Origin of the sequence: Rhizobium sp. SSA_523 (assembly GCF_030435705.1) — a bacterium.
Taxonomy (GTDB): domain Bacteria; phylum Pseudomonadota; class Alphaproteobacteria; order Rhizobiales; family Rhizobiaceae; genus Neorhizobium.
The window spans coordinates 1,260,751-1,274,266 of sequence record NZ_CP129382.1 but is presented as its reverse complement, the minus strand read 5'-3'; the positions used below and the strand labels follow the sequence as shown (position 1 = coordinate 1,274,266).

The window sequence follows — 13,516 nt, the reverse complement described above, 5'->3', positions numbered from 1 at the left end:
GGCGTCACCGGCCAAACAAGCAGTCGTCAACGCTCGTCTCTCAGGCCCGCGTCATCTGCCGGAGTTCCTGTTCCGCTTCCGCCCGTCTCGCGTCCAGATAATCTGCGAGATCCTGGAGGTGGACACCCTTCGCCGCCTTGTTACTTCCCTCCATCCTGGTGACGGGGATTTTGATTTCTCCTTTGCCGACCTTCCGGAGGAAAATGTCGACGGTCAGGTGCGTGAAATAGTCAGCGCAGACGTCCTTGACGGGAATGACGGCCTTGCCGTTGTACTGCGCCATAAGAAGGAAAGCTGTGTTCATCTCGTCGTTTCCATATTTGGAGGGGAGTTAGGCGTTGCCTATAGTCTCGTAGGTGGCAACGTCGTGGATTGCATATGCCTCGACGATGTGTCGGGCTGTTGCGAGCGTACCAACTGCGCCGAACCGGCGGAGCTGCGTCAGCGGATAGAAGGTCCCGCACGGCGAGCAATGGACGCTGCCCATGTGCGTTGTGCCGATCAGGTATCGGGTGACCAGAGCGCCTGGGTTAGCGACGCCGGTTGATTCCAAGTCAGTCCAGCTCGTCTCGAAATATATCCATGCCTGCAGACGGGTTGACCAGAACCTCATCATATCACCAGCGTCAGCTGCTCGGCGGCGCGGGTGCAGGCCGTGTAGAGCCAGCGGGCCCGGTCGTCACCGAAGACGTTGGACTCGTCGAAGACGCAAACGTCCCGCCATTGTGATCCCTGCGCCTTATGGCAGGTGATCGCGTAGCCGTAGGTGAATTGCTGCGTTCCGCGGATCTCCTTGTATGGCAGCTTTCCTGCAGCGACATCGTCGTGGAAGAACTCCTTGCGCACTGTCACCTTGATTCCTGACCGATCGCCTGCCTGGTCCTCCATCGTCATCTGGATTGACTTCTTGCCGACCCGCTTCTTTGAAACGGTGAGAATGTCGCCGTTGAATATCTTCGTCTCCTTGTCGTTCCGCAGGCAGATCAACGGCTCGCCGACGACTGGCAGCGGATTATTGCCGGCGAGGTCGGCGCCGACTTTGTGTTCGCGGAGACGGCGATTGAACTTCATCCGGGTGTCGTTGCGCCCGACAAGCACGATGTTCGCGTCACGCACGAGCACCGGATCCAGGTTGCCGCGATCGGTGATGACTAGCCCGTTCGTGTTCATGAGGTCGCGGCGGTACCGGCCCTCGCGGATCTCGGTGGCGAGCCAGATGATCGGGCTGTCGGCCGCCTGCCGGTGAACCTCCGTCAGCATGAAGTCCGGCTGCTGCTCTGTGAAGAATCCGCCTCCTTTCACCGGCGGCAGCTGAGCGGGATCACCGAGGACCAGAATGGGGATGCCGAATGAGAGCAAGTCGTTTCCGATTTCCTCGTTCACCATTGAGCACTCGTCGATGACGATGAGGCAGAACTTGCTGAGGCTCTCGCGATGTCGTAGCGACGTCCTGACCTCACCAGTGATCGGATCCGTCTCGGACTCGTATATCAGCGAGTGAATGGTCTTCGCGCCGATGCATCCCTTCGATCGCATGACCATCGCCGCTTTGCCGGTGAAGGCGGCGAAGGCTACCTTGCCGCTGGCGTGCTGAGCGAGGTGGATCGCAAGGGTGGTCTTGCCGGTGCCGGCGAACCCGAAGAGCCGAAACACCGGCTGATAACGCATCCGGAGCCATGCGCCGGCCTTCGCCAGCGCCTGTTCCTGTTGGGGGGACCAGGTGGTCATGTTGCACCTCCATCCAAGGGGGCATCGATCTTGAGGACCGGGATGTGCCACTTGATGACCAGGCAGTCGTCTCGGCCGAATAGCGGCGCATACTCACCGATGATCCAGACGGGCTTTTCACATTTGCGGTCGAAGGCACCGTCATGACGGCGCCATCTAACGCCCGGCCGCTCGCCGGTTGGATGAGTGGCGCTGTATTCAGGCAAAGCGTTAAACTCACGCTTCGTCAGGTAGAGCGGCGGCAAGGAGGCGTAATCGAAAGCCTTCGTCTCGCATTCCTCCCGATACGGGCACAGTGACTTATGGAGCCGGGCGATCTCGTTGTCCCCATAGTCGGAGTCCCCGCATTCGCGGCAAGAGAATACAGGCACCGAGCAATCCGCGTCTGGATAGCACCCGCAGTTCGTGCCGCCGAGGATCGTCATGACGTGCCCTGATGCGCAGTAGGTGAGGCCGGGTTCCCGCATTATTCGCCCACCATCATCTGCGCCACCGGAATGTCCTTCAGAAGCGCGCAATCGGAGCAGAGCAGCCGGCGCACAGAGGGCATTCGATGCGCGACATTGGTCGATGGCGCGAAGACAGCGGCGATCGCCGCATTGCCCATCATCATCTCAAGCCCTTGCTGCTGCCGAATGCTCGGCAGGTCCGCGATGCATTGCGTGATTTCCACCTCATAGAAGTGGATCTCGCCGTTGTGCATGACGCCCTTGCCGCAGCCGTGGCAGTTTTCAAGCTCTCGCCGGTCGAAGGGCTTCGGGTCATTTCCCTGTTGAGTCTTCATCGTTCTCTTCCTCGATCGGGATCAGCATCAAGCGATACCCGAGATGGTTCGCGATCTCCTCGACGCGCATGACGCCAGGCTCGGTACGTCCGGCTCGGTAGGCCCAAAGAAGGGACGCACCGGTCCCCATTGTGAGGGCGAGTTGAGAGATCGAAGTTCTTCGCCTGTCGATCTCGTCAAACAAAGCTCGGACTGTTGGGCTCGCCGACCGTGACGGGCCCTTGTTCTGAATCCCCCTCCTTGATCTGGTGGGGATGGTCATCGTTCAGGAACCTCAAGACCGTGCTGGTTGATGAGTTCGACCAAGCGAGCGGCCATTGCTTTGGACTGCTCTTTGCTGATGCCGGCGGTGCTCCCAATTAGTGCGATCTGGAACGCCACATGACCTTTCTCGGTCATCAACAGGATCCCACCGCCGACGACGCTGGAGTAGGAGACCGCTTGTGCGATGAGCTTCATGGCGCACCCCCATCAGATCTGCTGGGTGGGATTGCCGGGCTTCCGTCGCATAAAGAGATGAACCTGTCTCTCAGGGCAAACCAGTCGAAGCCTGGCGCACTGGATCCGGGGAGGACGCCTGCACGGGCGAAAGCCTGCAGGCTGATCGACAGCTCTTCTTCAGCAAGGATCTCGGCGGCTGGCGCATACTTGCCGTGAGCGCATCCCCACACGACCCGCGAGGGGCCGCGGAACACGACCTCCCCGACGAGGGCGTGGGCTATTTCGTGCTCGTGGCAGTACCTCATGAGGTAGCTGCCGTAGCCACACCGCTGCGAGAGCGTCAGGTACTCATCCGTGTACTGCGGCTCGGCGCCGTAGCTGGTCCCGTCAGGAAAGTGGGTGGCGATCCAGTCCTGCCCGATATCGATCCGGCAGAACAGCATCTGGATAGAACGGAGGGGATTGGTCATGGCCAGATCCCCGCATAACCGGCGAACATGATGACCATCCCGACGGTGCTTATCAGTGCCGCTCGCTTCCCCTCTTCGTTCGTCTTGCTCCGCTCGAGCTGGTGGATACCGAAGATCACTATGAGTGCGCCGACAGCAAAGAGTGCCCACATCATCGCGATCCCTCCGTGACCGGTCTGAACTTGCCGCAGCGGATGCAAGCCTCTCCCAGATACGTCTTGGTCATGATCGCCTGGATCTCAGACTGACCGCCCTCCATGGACTTTATTCCCTCTGGAAACCGGCTATGGTACCGGGCCTGGAACTTACAGCCACCGATGAACTTGCCTTGTTGCGGGCAGGTCGCGTCGAGTTCGCTTTGCGACGAGTCTTGAGACAGATCCTGGATCAGGCCGAACATCGCAACATGCAGGCCATCCAGACGAAAGTACCGGCTGCCATGGGAATGGGTCGCTACACTCCCGTCCTCTTCCCGAACCACGACCACCTCGCCGTCGAAAAATTCGCGTTTGAAAGCAGTCATGCTTCACCACCCTTCACCAGCTTCACGCGAGCAATGTGGAGCTTCGGGTTGGCATCGCTGAATCGCTCGCGCGCCTGAAGTGGATCCGCGGCGAGGACGTCGGTGTGCCCGCCTGCGTGATGGATCCTAAAGGTCTTCTGGACCGTCTTCTCGTCTGTCATGCCTCTTTCCTTTGGTCGCATTGTTGCGGGGGTTAAGCCGGCGCTTCGGCCACCGGCTCTTGTTTGCGGGCTTCTCGCCCTGGCTGCGCGCCAGCATCCGCTGACGCATCTCCTCCTGTTTCTTCGTGAGCCGGCGGACCTTGGCGATCCGACCGATGTCGCTATCCGCCGTTGTGGCCCGCTTCTCTCCGCCTCTGCCGAACGTCTTTTCCTTGTGCTCGACAAGGAGAAGCATATCGATATGGTCTGGATCGTTGGCCGGGGGGATGGTGTCGCCGGTGTGCGGGTTGACAGGTCGCAGCTCGAGCGCTGGATTGTGGTCGAACTGGACCTCGGTGATCGTGAGCCCGATCCGGCGGAGAGCCGCGATAAGCTTCACCCGGTCAGGGATTGCCTTTCGCTTCGGCCTCGCCGGCCTATCCGGGGCCGCCGTCATGGTTCCTCCTTTGGTGCAGGCGGCTCCCGAAGGAGATCCATTGCGGCGGCAACTTGGGTGCCGCCGTCGGCGTATTTCACCCAGACCAGGCAGTCATGCGTTGCGATAACCTCGACAGCGGATGGATCTTTGCCCGCGTCAGTCGTGCTGGGAAGGTATCCCTTGTCACCCGCAACAAAGTGCCGCTGGTGAAGTGTCACGTCCTCGGGGGCGATAAACACGTCGTGATGGTTCACCGTCACATGGAGATGGGTGTCCGGGCGTTGGTCGAACCGCAACGTGCCGACGATCGTGACCTGATCGCCTTTCTTCATGAGCTCCATGACGCACCTCACGCAAACGAAGTGCCGGCCAGGCCGCGCGACTTATTGAGCCAATAGCGAGCGGTGTAGAGAACCTCTTCCTTGAACGGCCCTTTGGTGGGATCGAGAATGAAGCTGAGGTAACCCTCGTCCATATTGGACCACAGCTCGCCGGCATACTTCCCGGACTGCACCGTCTTCAGGAGCACCGGAGTGTTGGTCAGCTCAACCAGTCGCGCCGGGCTCTTCATGAGCTGCATCCGGTTGGCGATATGCGCGGTCACGTAGGCATCGGGTCCGGCTCGATGCGGAGGAAAGGCGAGCTCCGGCCATGCGAACTCCTGGTCGAGGCCCAGCCAATACCGCAGCGTCTGGTTCGAGTAGCCTGGCGCATCCTCCCATAGGTGCTTCGCGCACTTCATGGTGCAGATCCAAGGAAAGGGACCGCCGGCGAAGAAGGCGCGCTCGAATGCGGCGTTGTGGGCGCAGAAGAAGTCACCCGCTTCCATCCCCTCCATCAGCATTCGAAGAACGCGGTCCGGTGGCGGGGCGCCAATGAGCATCTCATCGCTGATGTGGTGGACGGCCCGGGCTTCCGGCGGAACAGTCATGCCGGGGTTTACAAGCAGGGCCATGGGGCGCGAGACGCGGCCAGTGTCGTCAACGTCCGACCAGCCGATTTCAACGATCCCGACGCCGTGACCTTTGAGCTTGTCTTCAGCCTGACCGGTGGTTTCCATGTCGATGACGCGGATCTTCATGCCGAAGCTCCCGCATCAGGGTGACCCACGACCATTATGTCTGCCGCGGCGCGCTGGAATGCTCGCTCCTTCGTGTCCGTGAGAGCGATCTCGGCTCTCCGGACCATGATCTGGAGAACCTTGTCCCCTGGAAAGCCGTCGGCAGCGAGCCGCTCGACCGTGTCTTTCACCAGCTGGTCGGGATGGTCGACGGAGAGGTGGAGCCGGAACTGACCACCTCTGGCGATGAATTGGTTGAGGATCAGCAGATCCTGTTCTCGTTCGGCGGCTTGTTTGGAGAGCGCCAACATCTCCTGACTGTAGGTTTGCATGATCGCGGGTTTCCTTTGCATGATTGCTGGGGGTAGATCGTCGGCCGGTCAGGGATATTTGCCGATGCTCAACTTCTCGACATCCAGAAGCGTTTTCACCTTGTGGACGAATGTCGCGTGCTCGGCCGACCAGGGTTCACCATCGCGAATGCGGCGAATGGACCAGTCCGTCATATCGATGCAGGATCTGAGGAGTGGGTGCAGATAGTCGGGCGTCTGCTCTTTCCAGACCTCGGCCGTGTTGATGAGGATGCCCTTCATCGAAGGAGGATCGATGTCAGGTGTGAGCGCGATCGCCAGGATTTTCTGGACGGCTTCGACCGTCTTTGCATGGTCATCCTTTTTCACGCTGACGTCAGGCGGTGCGGTCGGCGGGCCGGCTGGCTTGTCCGCCTTGTTGCTGTCTTGCGTCTTTCCGCCGCTGGCGCCCTGCGGTTGACGATCCGAGGTGCGCTGGCCCCTCTGGTCGTCCGCGGGCTTCGATTGCGTCTGGCGACCCTGTGCGGGCTCTTTGTCGCCCCGCCCGCCAGTCTGGCTGTCCATCGACATCTGAGGCTTGTGCTCAATAGCTGGGGCGGCCGTGGACTCGATCACTTCGCCGGTGAACGGGTTGACGCGCTCGACGGTGCGAGGCTGGGTAAAGTCGAACATATCGTCCTGGCGCTCAAGGAGTGCCCGGATCTTGTCGTTGTTGATCGCGATGTATTTGGCGCCTCGTCGAAGCACAGCCTTCCGATACATCTCATTCGTCCAGTTCTTCCAGGCTGGCGAATCCGGCGCCTTCGATGCCTTCCGAACCCGGTCGAAGTCATCCATCGACATCGTCTCGAGGTGCATCACCTTCTTGTCGCCGTCTCGGAAAATCGAGTAGCCGCCAACGACCTTGCCGCGGTCTTTCGAGAACGGATCAGATTTGTGGATAAGTGAGTCTGGGTCGGCTTCGTTGAGGATGAACTCGTCTTTCTCGAAGACGAGATTACAGGCGATTGAGAAGACGCCGCCGAGTTCCTTGACGCGTTTGATGATCCCGAGAACCATCGGTTGATACTGCAGCTCCCCCTTGTAGGGGATCATGGCAGCTTCTTTGTTGTCAGGCACAAGGCCGTCCGCCGCGCACTTCCGGATCTCGCGCTTGATAGAGAGCTCGGAGCACTTCAGAATTTCTGGGTTCTGCTGAACGGCGGTCATGAAAACCGTCCGGAGCCGATCGAACGACTGCCCGCTTTCCTGCAGCATCGGGGCCAGGTCGACCCGAAGCTCGTCAAGGACGCTGACCGCATCAACGGTGATTTGGTTGCTCATATTGAATCCCTCGGTTGTATGCCGGCATGACAGAGTGGTTGAGACGCAGTGGCGCAGCCGGCGGCGGCGTCCACAGCTGATTGGGGCCGAACTCAGCCATGAACTGGTGATAGGTTTCGATGGCGTGAGCGACGATGCGCTTGGCCTGCACGAACATCTTGTCGTCGGTATCGATCGATAGGGTGACCGGGATCATCCCCGAGTCACGTCGGATCATCACCCAGACCCAATCCACGCCGTCCGACCCGAGAAATTCTTTGAGAAACCCGTCATGCGGCGGTGCGCCGTAGACTGCGCCATATGCGAGGAGGCGCTTTGCCTCCGCATACAGGTCCATGTAAGAGGCGACCTGGATGTCGTAGCACATGTCGTAGACCTTGCGGATCGCGGCCTCCTCATGCGTGCCGCCTTTGTAGGTGGTGAACGATTTCAGGTCCACGATCAGAGACTTCACCCGCGCGCCGGCCGGGGGGATGGGGTAATCGAAGCGGGCTTTGCGGCGAACGCCTTCAATGGTGGCGATGATTGAGAGCTCCGGCGCACCGTTGATAAGCGAGCCCGCAACCATGACCGATGCGAGGGTGGGATCGCGGCTCATGTTCGCCACCGCATCCTCGATTTCCTGCACCTGCCGATCGCTGAGAAATTCGTGGTCTGGGTGTTCGATGTGCCAGCGCGCGAGGATCTCGTCGAAGAAGGGCGGGCAATCATCAAGCTCGCGGGCACGCGCCATCAGTTCCGGCTTGTTGCCGGTGAGCTTCTGGCCGTTCTGGCGCAGGAAGTCCTTGATCTGGTCGGTCGTGTTGAGCGCGTTCGGATAGTCGCTCGGGACCGGCGGGTTGGCGTAGCGCTCTTCGAAGGCGGCCTTGCCTTCCAGTACGCGGCAGTGCCAGGCACGGCCCCATGTCAGATACTCGGGCGTCACCTCCTTGCGCGGCCGAAGCCGGTCGTACTGCCATTTGCACGGATCTTTCGCCAGCGCCATCAAAGAGGTGGAGCCGATCGCGGTATCCGCGTGGTAGATCTCTTCCGGCAAGTCGAAATAGATTCCGTCCGGCAGCTCGTAGCGGCCATCGGCGTCGGGTGTGAAGTGCAGGTAGGTTTTCACTGGTCGCCTCCTTGCTTTGCTACCCGGTACCGAATGATATCGCTGTTGAAGTCCTTGTTGTCCGGCGGAGAGTGCTTCCACCAGACCCTTCGCACTCGGGCCTTTTCAACCCTGCCGTCTCGAGTCTGGACCTCGACGAGCGTATCTTCCGAGAGGGCGGGTTTCTCGTCGCCGCTCCAAACGATCCACGCCTCGTTGTCGAAGATGCCTTCCTCCGGCGGAGGGACAACAACATCGGGTAACGCGCCGTCGAGCATATCTGCAAGCGCGCGGAGTGTGCGCGCCGACTTCTCTGCTTCGGATTGGTGCTGGCTGACGCGAGCATGGAAGTCATAGGCAACGGAGACGTTGATCACGGTGCCAACCTTGACGTCCCGCCCGCCGTTGAACTTCTCCCACGCTGTGTTGTAGGTGGTGGAGAAGCCGGCTGCCTTGACGATCTCATCTTCATGCATCTCGACGAGGAAGGTGTTCTTGCTGATAGCTGCGACGACCTTCATGCTGCACCGCCTTTCATGTGTAGGCTCACCCCATCGTGGAAGCGGTAATCCCACATCGTCCGGAAATCCGTGTCGGGGGTCAGCGTCTTGGCTTCGATCTCCTCGATCAAACCGATCACTCGGGCAGCGGCCGCGTCGTTGCTCTCCGCCTTGAACTGGTACCCGTGGTTTGCCGGCTGGAGCATGTAGACTGGAGGGTCCACCGGCTTGGACGGATCGAGTGCGAACACCTGAAGCTCGTGCGTCATGCCATCGCGATGGATTACTGCAGGTGCGCCAGGAATTTCCGTCGTCAGATCGTAGAGGCAGAAAACGTAGGAGCGCCAAAGTGGATGGGCCCAAGGAGCTTCGACGATCCACGTCTTGCTAAATGCGGGAGTTGCCGGCTTTTCCGGTGTCCATTCGCGATACGTCATCCCGCAGCCTCCGCAAAAGCACGCACCCGACCGTCTTCGATGACGACAGCGGTTTCGCGATTAGACGACACCGTCTCAACCCACACCTGGAGATCATGCTCCTCGGCGTACTGGCTGAGGGCCGCCATAGATTTCGCGTCGAGGAGCGAGCCGTCGCGCACGCGGATCACGCGGAGCTTGGGGTTAAGCGCGCCGGCTACGGCGATGGAAACCCGCAGCTGCTCGGCATCGCTGCCTTGGTTGAAGGGCTGGCCGTTGAGGAGGATCTCGTCTTCGGTGAGTTCGAGTCCCGGTACCGGCAGCTTAGCCTCTCGCACCGCCTTGGCAGCCGCCGACTTGCGGTCGTTGATCGCCTTGGTGAGGGCGGCGCTCTTCTTCTCGGCCTCGGCGAGCTCCTCCTCCATGGCCATGCGCTGCTTCTTGCGCTCGACATAGCGGTTGGTCTCTTCAGCCTGGGTAACCTTCAGTCGGATGGGCTCGATGTCGTGCTTTTCACCAGACGGCACGCCATCCAGCTCGTCGCGCAGCTCTTCGATCAACTGCTCAGCGTGAACAATGGCGACCTCTGCCTCCTTGATCGCCGCCCGCTTCATGGCAATGACCAACTCCTGCGTCTCAATTCTACCGGCCAGAATTTCGCGGGTGTTGGTGTCTGCGTCGATCCTGCTGTTGTGATCCATCGCTCGGGACAGCCCCGCCATGAGATCGTCGACGCTGATCCGTTCATCGGGCGTGTCGTCAGGAACGGTGATGCCGTCGATGCGCGCCTGCAGATCGCGGATAGTGCGGTTGACATCGGTCCTGGTCTCGAAGTCCTCCTTGTTGAGGCGGTCCGCCTCGGCGAAGTCGTATGCCGGCACCAGCGCACGAAGGGCTACGACCTGATCCTTCGGCTTCATTCGCGAGAAGGCGAGGGGGTCGAAGGTGAGGTTTCCGATAAAGCTGGCGAGGAGCTCAACCGGGCTGCCATACTTGGCGCCGTCCTTATTCTGGACGGTGAGCTGGATTGCCACCTCACCTCCGTCTTTCACCTTGAACTTTTTGGTGACGACATACTCCCCGAGATCCAGCTTGATGAAGCCGGTGTCGGCACCATCGCGGACAGGCTTGGACTGCACGACCTTGTTCGTGTCGAGCGCCCACCAGATTGCATCCAAGATTGATGTCTTGCCTTGGGCGTTGTCGCCCGTGATCTCGACCAGATTTCCATCAGGCGTGATTTCCACGGCCACGAGCCGCTTGATGTTCTCCGCCTGGAGATTCACGATTTTCATAGTTGACCCTCTGCTGCGTTGCGTGCGGCTGCAGCCTCCCGAAGGAGCGCTCTCCATGTCACTGGCGAACGAATCCATCATCCCCGACATGAGCGCGAAGCAGAACGGAGCGGCGGGCATCGTCGATCAGATCGATCTGCCTGCCAGACAGCGGCATGCCGCGGTGCCAGGCACGGATAGCCTCTGCGAGGTCTTCTTCATGGTCATGGTGAGGAGTGTTGTTTCGCATCGTTGCCTCCAGCGATGGGAGGAAAGTACGATATGTACGATCATGGGTCAAGTACGATTTGTACGAAATGTCTTGCTATCAAGAATCCGGAGTCGTACAAAAGAAAAACCCCAGGCCACGAACCCGGGGTTTTGAAAAGAGAGCGGTTGGTTGAAGACGGTGGCGCTCTCTCCGTGTGATCACGGTTCGTTCTATACCACTGGGCGCAGGAATATAGAAGCCCCACTCCGAAAGTCCGAAGGGGTTCCTGCCGTTGCCTACCAGGGTGACGAGAAAGTGCGGACAACTGGCGGCGCTGGTAACGACCGTCGGGGATGGGTGATAGGCGGCTCCGTCGTTCAAGTTCACCTGGCATAGGGGCTAACTCCGGATGCTCTAAGAGCACGGGGCTTAGTCCTCCTATGTCCGGGCTCCTGGCTCACCATCGTTCAAAACAGGAAACCTACCAGACTCTTATGGTCTCTTCTGTATCCGATATTAGATGTCGTGAATCACACGTTTAGCGCGACCGAAAACGTAGAGATCATCACGATCAGCCGGTGTGGCCATGTGATCCGGATTGGTAGAGTACGGCTGCAACCTATTGGGGTTCCTCTTGAACATCTTGAAAGTTGCGTCCCCGTCGCCGAGCGAGAAGATGTAAAAGCGGCCATCGATCAGCCGGTCGTCGGACCGATCGACCAGGATAATTGCCCCGTCAGGAGCGACCCGGTTCATCGAATCTCCGTCGACCTGGAGCGCGATCCAATCCCCGCGGGGAAGCTCACCCACCTTGATCCGGCGGATGATGTCATGCTCCTCCACGGTCGGCTGGAAGCGCAAATTGCCGGCGCTGACCATCGAAAGCAGTGGAACGTCGACATCGGTGGTTGCAGGCGGCATCGAGTTCGTGCCGTATAGTAGCCATCCGGCGTCCACGCCAAACAGCTTGCCATAGGTCTCGGCCATCTTCCGCGAGATCGGCCGATTACCGTTTTCGTTGCTGATCAAGGTGTTCTTGTTCAGCTCGGGGATGAGACGCGCGGCTTCGCTCGGGCTATCGAAGCCTGCGGCGGCGCGTGCTTTCTGTAGTCTGTGCTTCGGTTCTTCCATCCGTACATTATGAACTCTTTTCCTCGCCCAAGGTGTACGATTTTGTCTTGAAAAGCGTTCGTACGTAACGTACTGTTTGGCATCTGAAGCAGACGAACCTGATTGTGGCGGACATGACCGAAGACTTATCATCAGTAGCGATTCTCCCGGTTGACGAAACTCCCAGCACCGTCGCTGACCTTATCGACAGGTGGGAAACCATCGGCGCTTTCGCGGCTGATGCCGGCTGCGGATACGAGGCGGCCCGCAAGATGCGCAGCCGCGGAAGCATTGCGCCCGGCAACTGGGACGGCGTGATCGCCGCTGCCGAAGGCAAGGGGATTCCGGGCATCAATTACGAGTGGCTGGTGAAGAGCAGATCGGCGAAGTCGGCATAGCTGGTTCGTGGGCAAAGGCGTTCTCCATCCAAGCAAGTCATCGGGGTGACGCGGCCGGCGGCGACGTCACTGGGGCCGCGCAGCACGGCAACGGTAGCAACTGCTTTTTTTCGATTTTCTAGCGTCGTGAGGTTTGATGTGGCGGGGTTTTGGAATGACGAACGAGACCTTGCTCTCCGCCAGATGGCTGCCGAAGGCACATCAATCCGCGCAATGGCAGCTGCAATCGGCGCCAGCCACGTGACGACATGGAAAAGGGTGCGCAGGCTCGGCATCAGAATTTCTGCAGCTGGCGCAAGCGATGAGGAGTCGAGGGTGCCGGCGCCGATCGGCAGCCATGTAGAAGGCTACAAGCTGGCCAGGCGCGGCTTTTACGTCCCGGCTCACCTCGAGAGCCAATACTTCGAGCTCCTGAAGGCCGGAGTGCCGATCGCTGAAGCATGTCGGCGATTGAAAATCACCACCAACCAACGATCAGAGGCGTGAAATGATGAGCAAGGACCACAATCAAAAGACCGAACAGGAGCTTCGTGAGGAGCAGAAATTTCTGCAGGGATTCACCGACATCAAGAGCCTGCGCTCCGAGATGGCAAGCACCAAGGCTGACATGGGCGCTATTTTCAAGCGGTTGAAAGATATCGGGTGGACGAAGGTCGACATCGATTTTGCTTTCTCGCTCGAGGATAAGGACGTCGGTCAGGTCATCGCCGACTTCGAGCGCAAGATCCGGATCGCCAAGATGTTCGGTCACCAACTCGGACGTCAGCTTGAACTGCTGGATAAGGACCGTACGCCTCAGCAAGACCGCGCCTACGAGGACGGGCTCGCTGCTGGAAAGCTGCGCAGGGCGAACAACAATCCCTATCACGCCGGCTCCAAAGAGGCTGACGCGTGGCAGCGAGGCTTCAATGAGGGCCACGAGTTCATCAACCGAGATATGGACGGCGCCGTCAATGGCACCAGCCAGGATGAAGGCGAGCAGGCGCCGGACTGACCCACCTGCAGGCGACCACCCCCCCCCCGGCAATGATGCCAATAACAGGAGACTGAAATGAGCGATTTTCTTGGCCATACCTACAGGGACACGATCTCCGGCTTCACCGGCGTGGCGATCGGGCACGTCGATTACATCACCGGCTGTAACCAGACCTTGCTCCAGCCGCGGACGATGGACGCTAACAAGCGTCCGGATGCTGAGTGGTTCGACGATCAGCGCCTCGAGCGCGTTCTCAACGTTTCTCGTATCGTGCTCGACAATGGCAATACGCCGGGCTGCGATCGCGAGGCGCCGAAGCGCTGAT

At 59.7% G+C, this 13,516-nt stretch carries 24 protein-coding genes; 4 read left to right on the top strand and 20 right to left on the bottom strand.

Translation table 11 applies throughout. The features are described from left to right. Positions 1–40 precede the first annotated feature (40 nt). From QTJ18_RS14630 to QTJ18_RS14535, 20 genes are all read right to left on the bottom strand, one after another. On the bottom strand, positions 41–304 hold the full coding sequence (locus QTJ18_RS14630) for a pyocin activator PrtN family protein (protein WP_252750932.1): 264 nt from the start codon (positions 302–304) through the stop codon (positions 41–43). A 308-nt stretch (positions 305–612) separates the two neighbouring features. Then, the gene (locus QTJ18_RS14625; protein WP_252750931.1) at positions 613–1,728 is read right to left on the bottom strand and encodes an ATP-dependent DNA helicase; all 1,116 of its coding nucleotides are present in this window, start codon (positions 1,726–1,728) and stop codon (positions 613–615) included. Beyond that, complete coding sequence (locus QTJ18_RS14620) at positions 1,725–2,153, bottom strand: hypothetical protein (protein ID WP_252750930.1); 429 nt, start codon at positions 2,151–2,153, stop codon at positions 1,725–1,727. Before QTJ18_RS14620 ends, QTJ18_RS14625 begins: the two co-directional genes overlap by 4 nt. 41 nt (positions 2,154–2,194) lie before the next feature. Beyond that, positions 2,195–2,512: a hypothetical protein gene (locus QTJ18_RS14615; RefSeq protein ID WP_252750929.1), complete on the bottom strand. Its 318-nt coding sequence runs from the start codon at positions 2,510–2,512 to the stop codon at positions 2,195–2,197. A gap of 258 nt (positions 2,513–2,770) precedes the next feature. Continuing rightward, entirely contained in the window at positions 2,771–2,971 is a 201-nt protein-coding gene (locus QTJ18_RS14610; protein WP_252750928.1) for a DUF2783 domain-containing protein, read from the bottom strand. Beyond that, entirely contained in the window at positions 2,968–3,423 is a 456-nt protein-coding gene (locus QTJ18_RS14605) for a hypothetical protein (RefSeq protein WP_252750927.1), read from the bottom strand. The genes QTJ18_RS14610 and QTJ18_RS14605 overlap by 4 nt, the downstream gene beginning before the upstream one ends. Continuing rightward, the gene (locus tag QTJ18_RS14600) at positions 3,420–3,578 is read right to left on the bottom strand and encodes a hypothetical protein (RefSeq protein WP_252750926.1); all 159 of its coding nucleotides are present in this window, start codon (positions 3,576–3,578) and stop codon (positions 3,420–3,422) included. The genes QTJ18_RS14605 and QTJ18_RS14600 overlap by 4 nt, the downstream gene beginning before the upstream one ends. Continuing rightward, positions 3,575–3,946 carry a hypothetical protein gene (locus QTJ18_RS14595; RefSeq protein ID WP_252750925.1) on the bottom strand — a complete coding sequence of 124 codons (372 nt, stop codon included), beginning with the start codon at positions 3,944–3,946 and terminating at the stop codon, positions 3,575–3,577. Before QTJ18_RS14595 ends, QTJ18_RS14600 begins: the two co-directional genes overlap by 4 nt. Beyond that, positions 3,943–4,107, bottom strand: a complete 165-nt coding sequence (locus QTJ18_RS14590; protein ID WP_252750924.1) for a hypothetical protein — start codon at positions 4,105–4,107, stop codon at positions 3,943–3,945. The genes QTJ18_RS14595 and QTJ18_RS14590 overlap by 4 nt, the downstream gene beginning before the upstream one ends. Beyond that, positions 4,073–4,543 (bottom strand): hypothetical protein, encoded by a 471-nt coding sequence (locus tag QTJ18_RS14585; protein WP_252750923.1) that lies wholly within the window; start codon positions 4,541–4,543, stop codon positions 4,073–4,075. The genes QTJ18_RS14590 and QTJ18_RS14585 overlap by 35 nt, the downstream gene beginning before the upstream one ends. Continuing rightward, positions 4,540–4,866, bottom strand: coding sequence for a hypothetical protein (locus tag QTJ18_RS14580; protein ID WP_252750922.1), 327 nt, complete (start codon positions 4,864–4,866; stop codon positions 4,540–4,542). Before QTJ18_RS14580 ends, QTJ18_RS14585 begins: the two co-directional genes overlap by 4 nt. Before the next feature lie 8 nt (positions 4,867–4,874). Then, the gene (locus QTJ18_RS14575; RefSeq protein WP_252750921.1) at positions 4,875–5,606 is read right to left on the bottom strand and encodes an exonuclease domain-containing protein; all 732 of its coding nucleotides are present in this window, start codon (positions 5,604–5,606) and stop codon (positions 4,875–4,877) included. After that, positions 5,603–5,917, bottom strand: a complete 315-nt coding sequence (locus QTJ18_RS14570) for a hypothetical protein (RefSeq protein WP_252750920.1) — start codon at positions 5,915–5,917, stop codon at positions 5,603–5,605. Before QTJ18_RS14570 ends, QTJ18_RS14575 begins: the two co-directional genes overlap by 4 nt. A 48-nt stretch (positions 5,918–5,965) precedes the next feature. After that, on the bottom strand, positions 5,966–7,219 hold the full coding sequence (locus QTJ18_RS14565; RefSeq protein WP_252750919.1) for a RecT family recombinase: 1,254 nt from the start codon (positions 7,217–7,219) through the stop codon (positions 5,966–5,968). Then, positions 7,197–8,327, bottom strand: a complete 1,131-nt coding sequence (locus tag QTJ18_RS14560; RefSeq protein ID WP_252750918.1) for a hypothetical protein — start codon at positions 8,325–8,327, stop codon at positions 7,197–7,199. Before QTJ18_RS14560 ends, QTJ18_RS14565 begins: the two co-directional genes overlap by 23 nt. Continuing rightward, positions 8,324–8,827 (bottom strand): hypothetical protein, encoded by a 504-nt coding sequence (locus tag QTJ18_RS14555; RefSeq protein ID WP_252750917.1) that lies wholly within the window; start codon positions 8,825–8,827, stop codon positions 8,324–8,326. The genes QTJ18_RS14560 and QTJ18_RS14555 overlap by 4 nt, the downstream gene beginning before the upstream one ends. After that, a complete protein-coding gene (locus tag QTJ18_RS14550) occupies positions 8,824–9,243 on the bottom strand; it encodes a hypothetical protein (RefSeq protein WP_252750916.1) in 420 nt (139 codons plus the stop codon). Before QTJ18_RS14550 ends, QTJ18_RS14555 begins: the two co-directional genes overlap by 4 nt. Beyond that, a complete protein-coding gene (locus tag QTJ18_RS14545; protein ID WP_252750915.1) occupies positions 9,240–10,517 on the bottom strand; it encodes an AAA family ATPase in 1,278 nt (425 codons plus the stop codon). The genes QTJ18_RS14550 and QTJ18_RS14545 overlap by 4 nt, the downstream gene beginning before the upstream one ends. A 58-nt stretch (positions 10,518–10,575) precedes the next feature. After that, the gene (locus QTJ18_RS14540; RefSeq protein ID WP_252750914.1) at positions 10,576–10,746 is read right to left on the bottom strand and encodes a hypothetical protein; all 171 of its coding nucleotides are present in this window, start codon (positions 10,744–10,746) and stop codon (positions 10,576–10,578) included. A 477-nt stretch (positions 10,747–11,223) separates the two neighbouring features. After that, complete coding sequence (locus QTJ18_RS14535; protein ID WP_252750913.1) at positions 11,224–11,838, bottom strand: LexA family transcriptional regulator; 615 nt, start codon at positions 11,836–11,838, stop codon at positions 11,224–11,226. A 113-nt stretch (positions 11,839–11,951) separates the two neighbouring features. On the opposite strand from QTJ18_RS14535, the gene QTJ18_RS14530 reads away from it, so the two are divergent. The 4 genes from QTJ18_RS14530 (at position 11,952) to QTJ18_RS14515 (ending at position 13,515) form a co-directional block, all read left to right on the top strand. Then, a complete protein-coding gene (locus tag QTJ18_RS14530; RefSeq protein ID WP_252750912.1) occupies positions 11,952–12,215 on the top strand; it encodes a hypothetical protein in 264 nt (87 codons plus the stop codon). 138 nt (positions 12,216–12,353) lie between these two features. Beyond that, positions 12,354–12,701 carry a hypothetical protein gene (locus tag QTJ18_RS14525; protein WP_252750911.1) on the top strand — a complete coding sequence of 116 codons (348 nt, stop codon included), beginning with the start codon at positions 12,354–12,356 and terminating at the stop codon, positions 12,699–12,701. Position 12,702: 1 nt separating this feature from the next. After that, positions 12,703–13,209 (top strand): ribosome modulation factor, encoded by a 507-nt coding sequence (locus QTJ18_RS14520; RefSeq protein WP_252750910.1) that lies wholly within the window; start codon positions 12,703–12,705, stop codon positions 13,207–13,209. A gap of 57 nt (positions 13,210–13,266) precedes the next feature. Next, entirely contained in the window at positions 13,267–13,515 is a 249-nt protein-coding gene (locus QTJ18_RS14515; protein ID WP_252750909.1) for a hypothetical protein, read from the top strand. The last annotated feature ends 1 nt before the right edge of the window (position 13,516 follow it).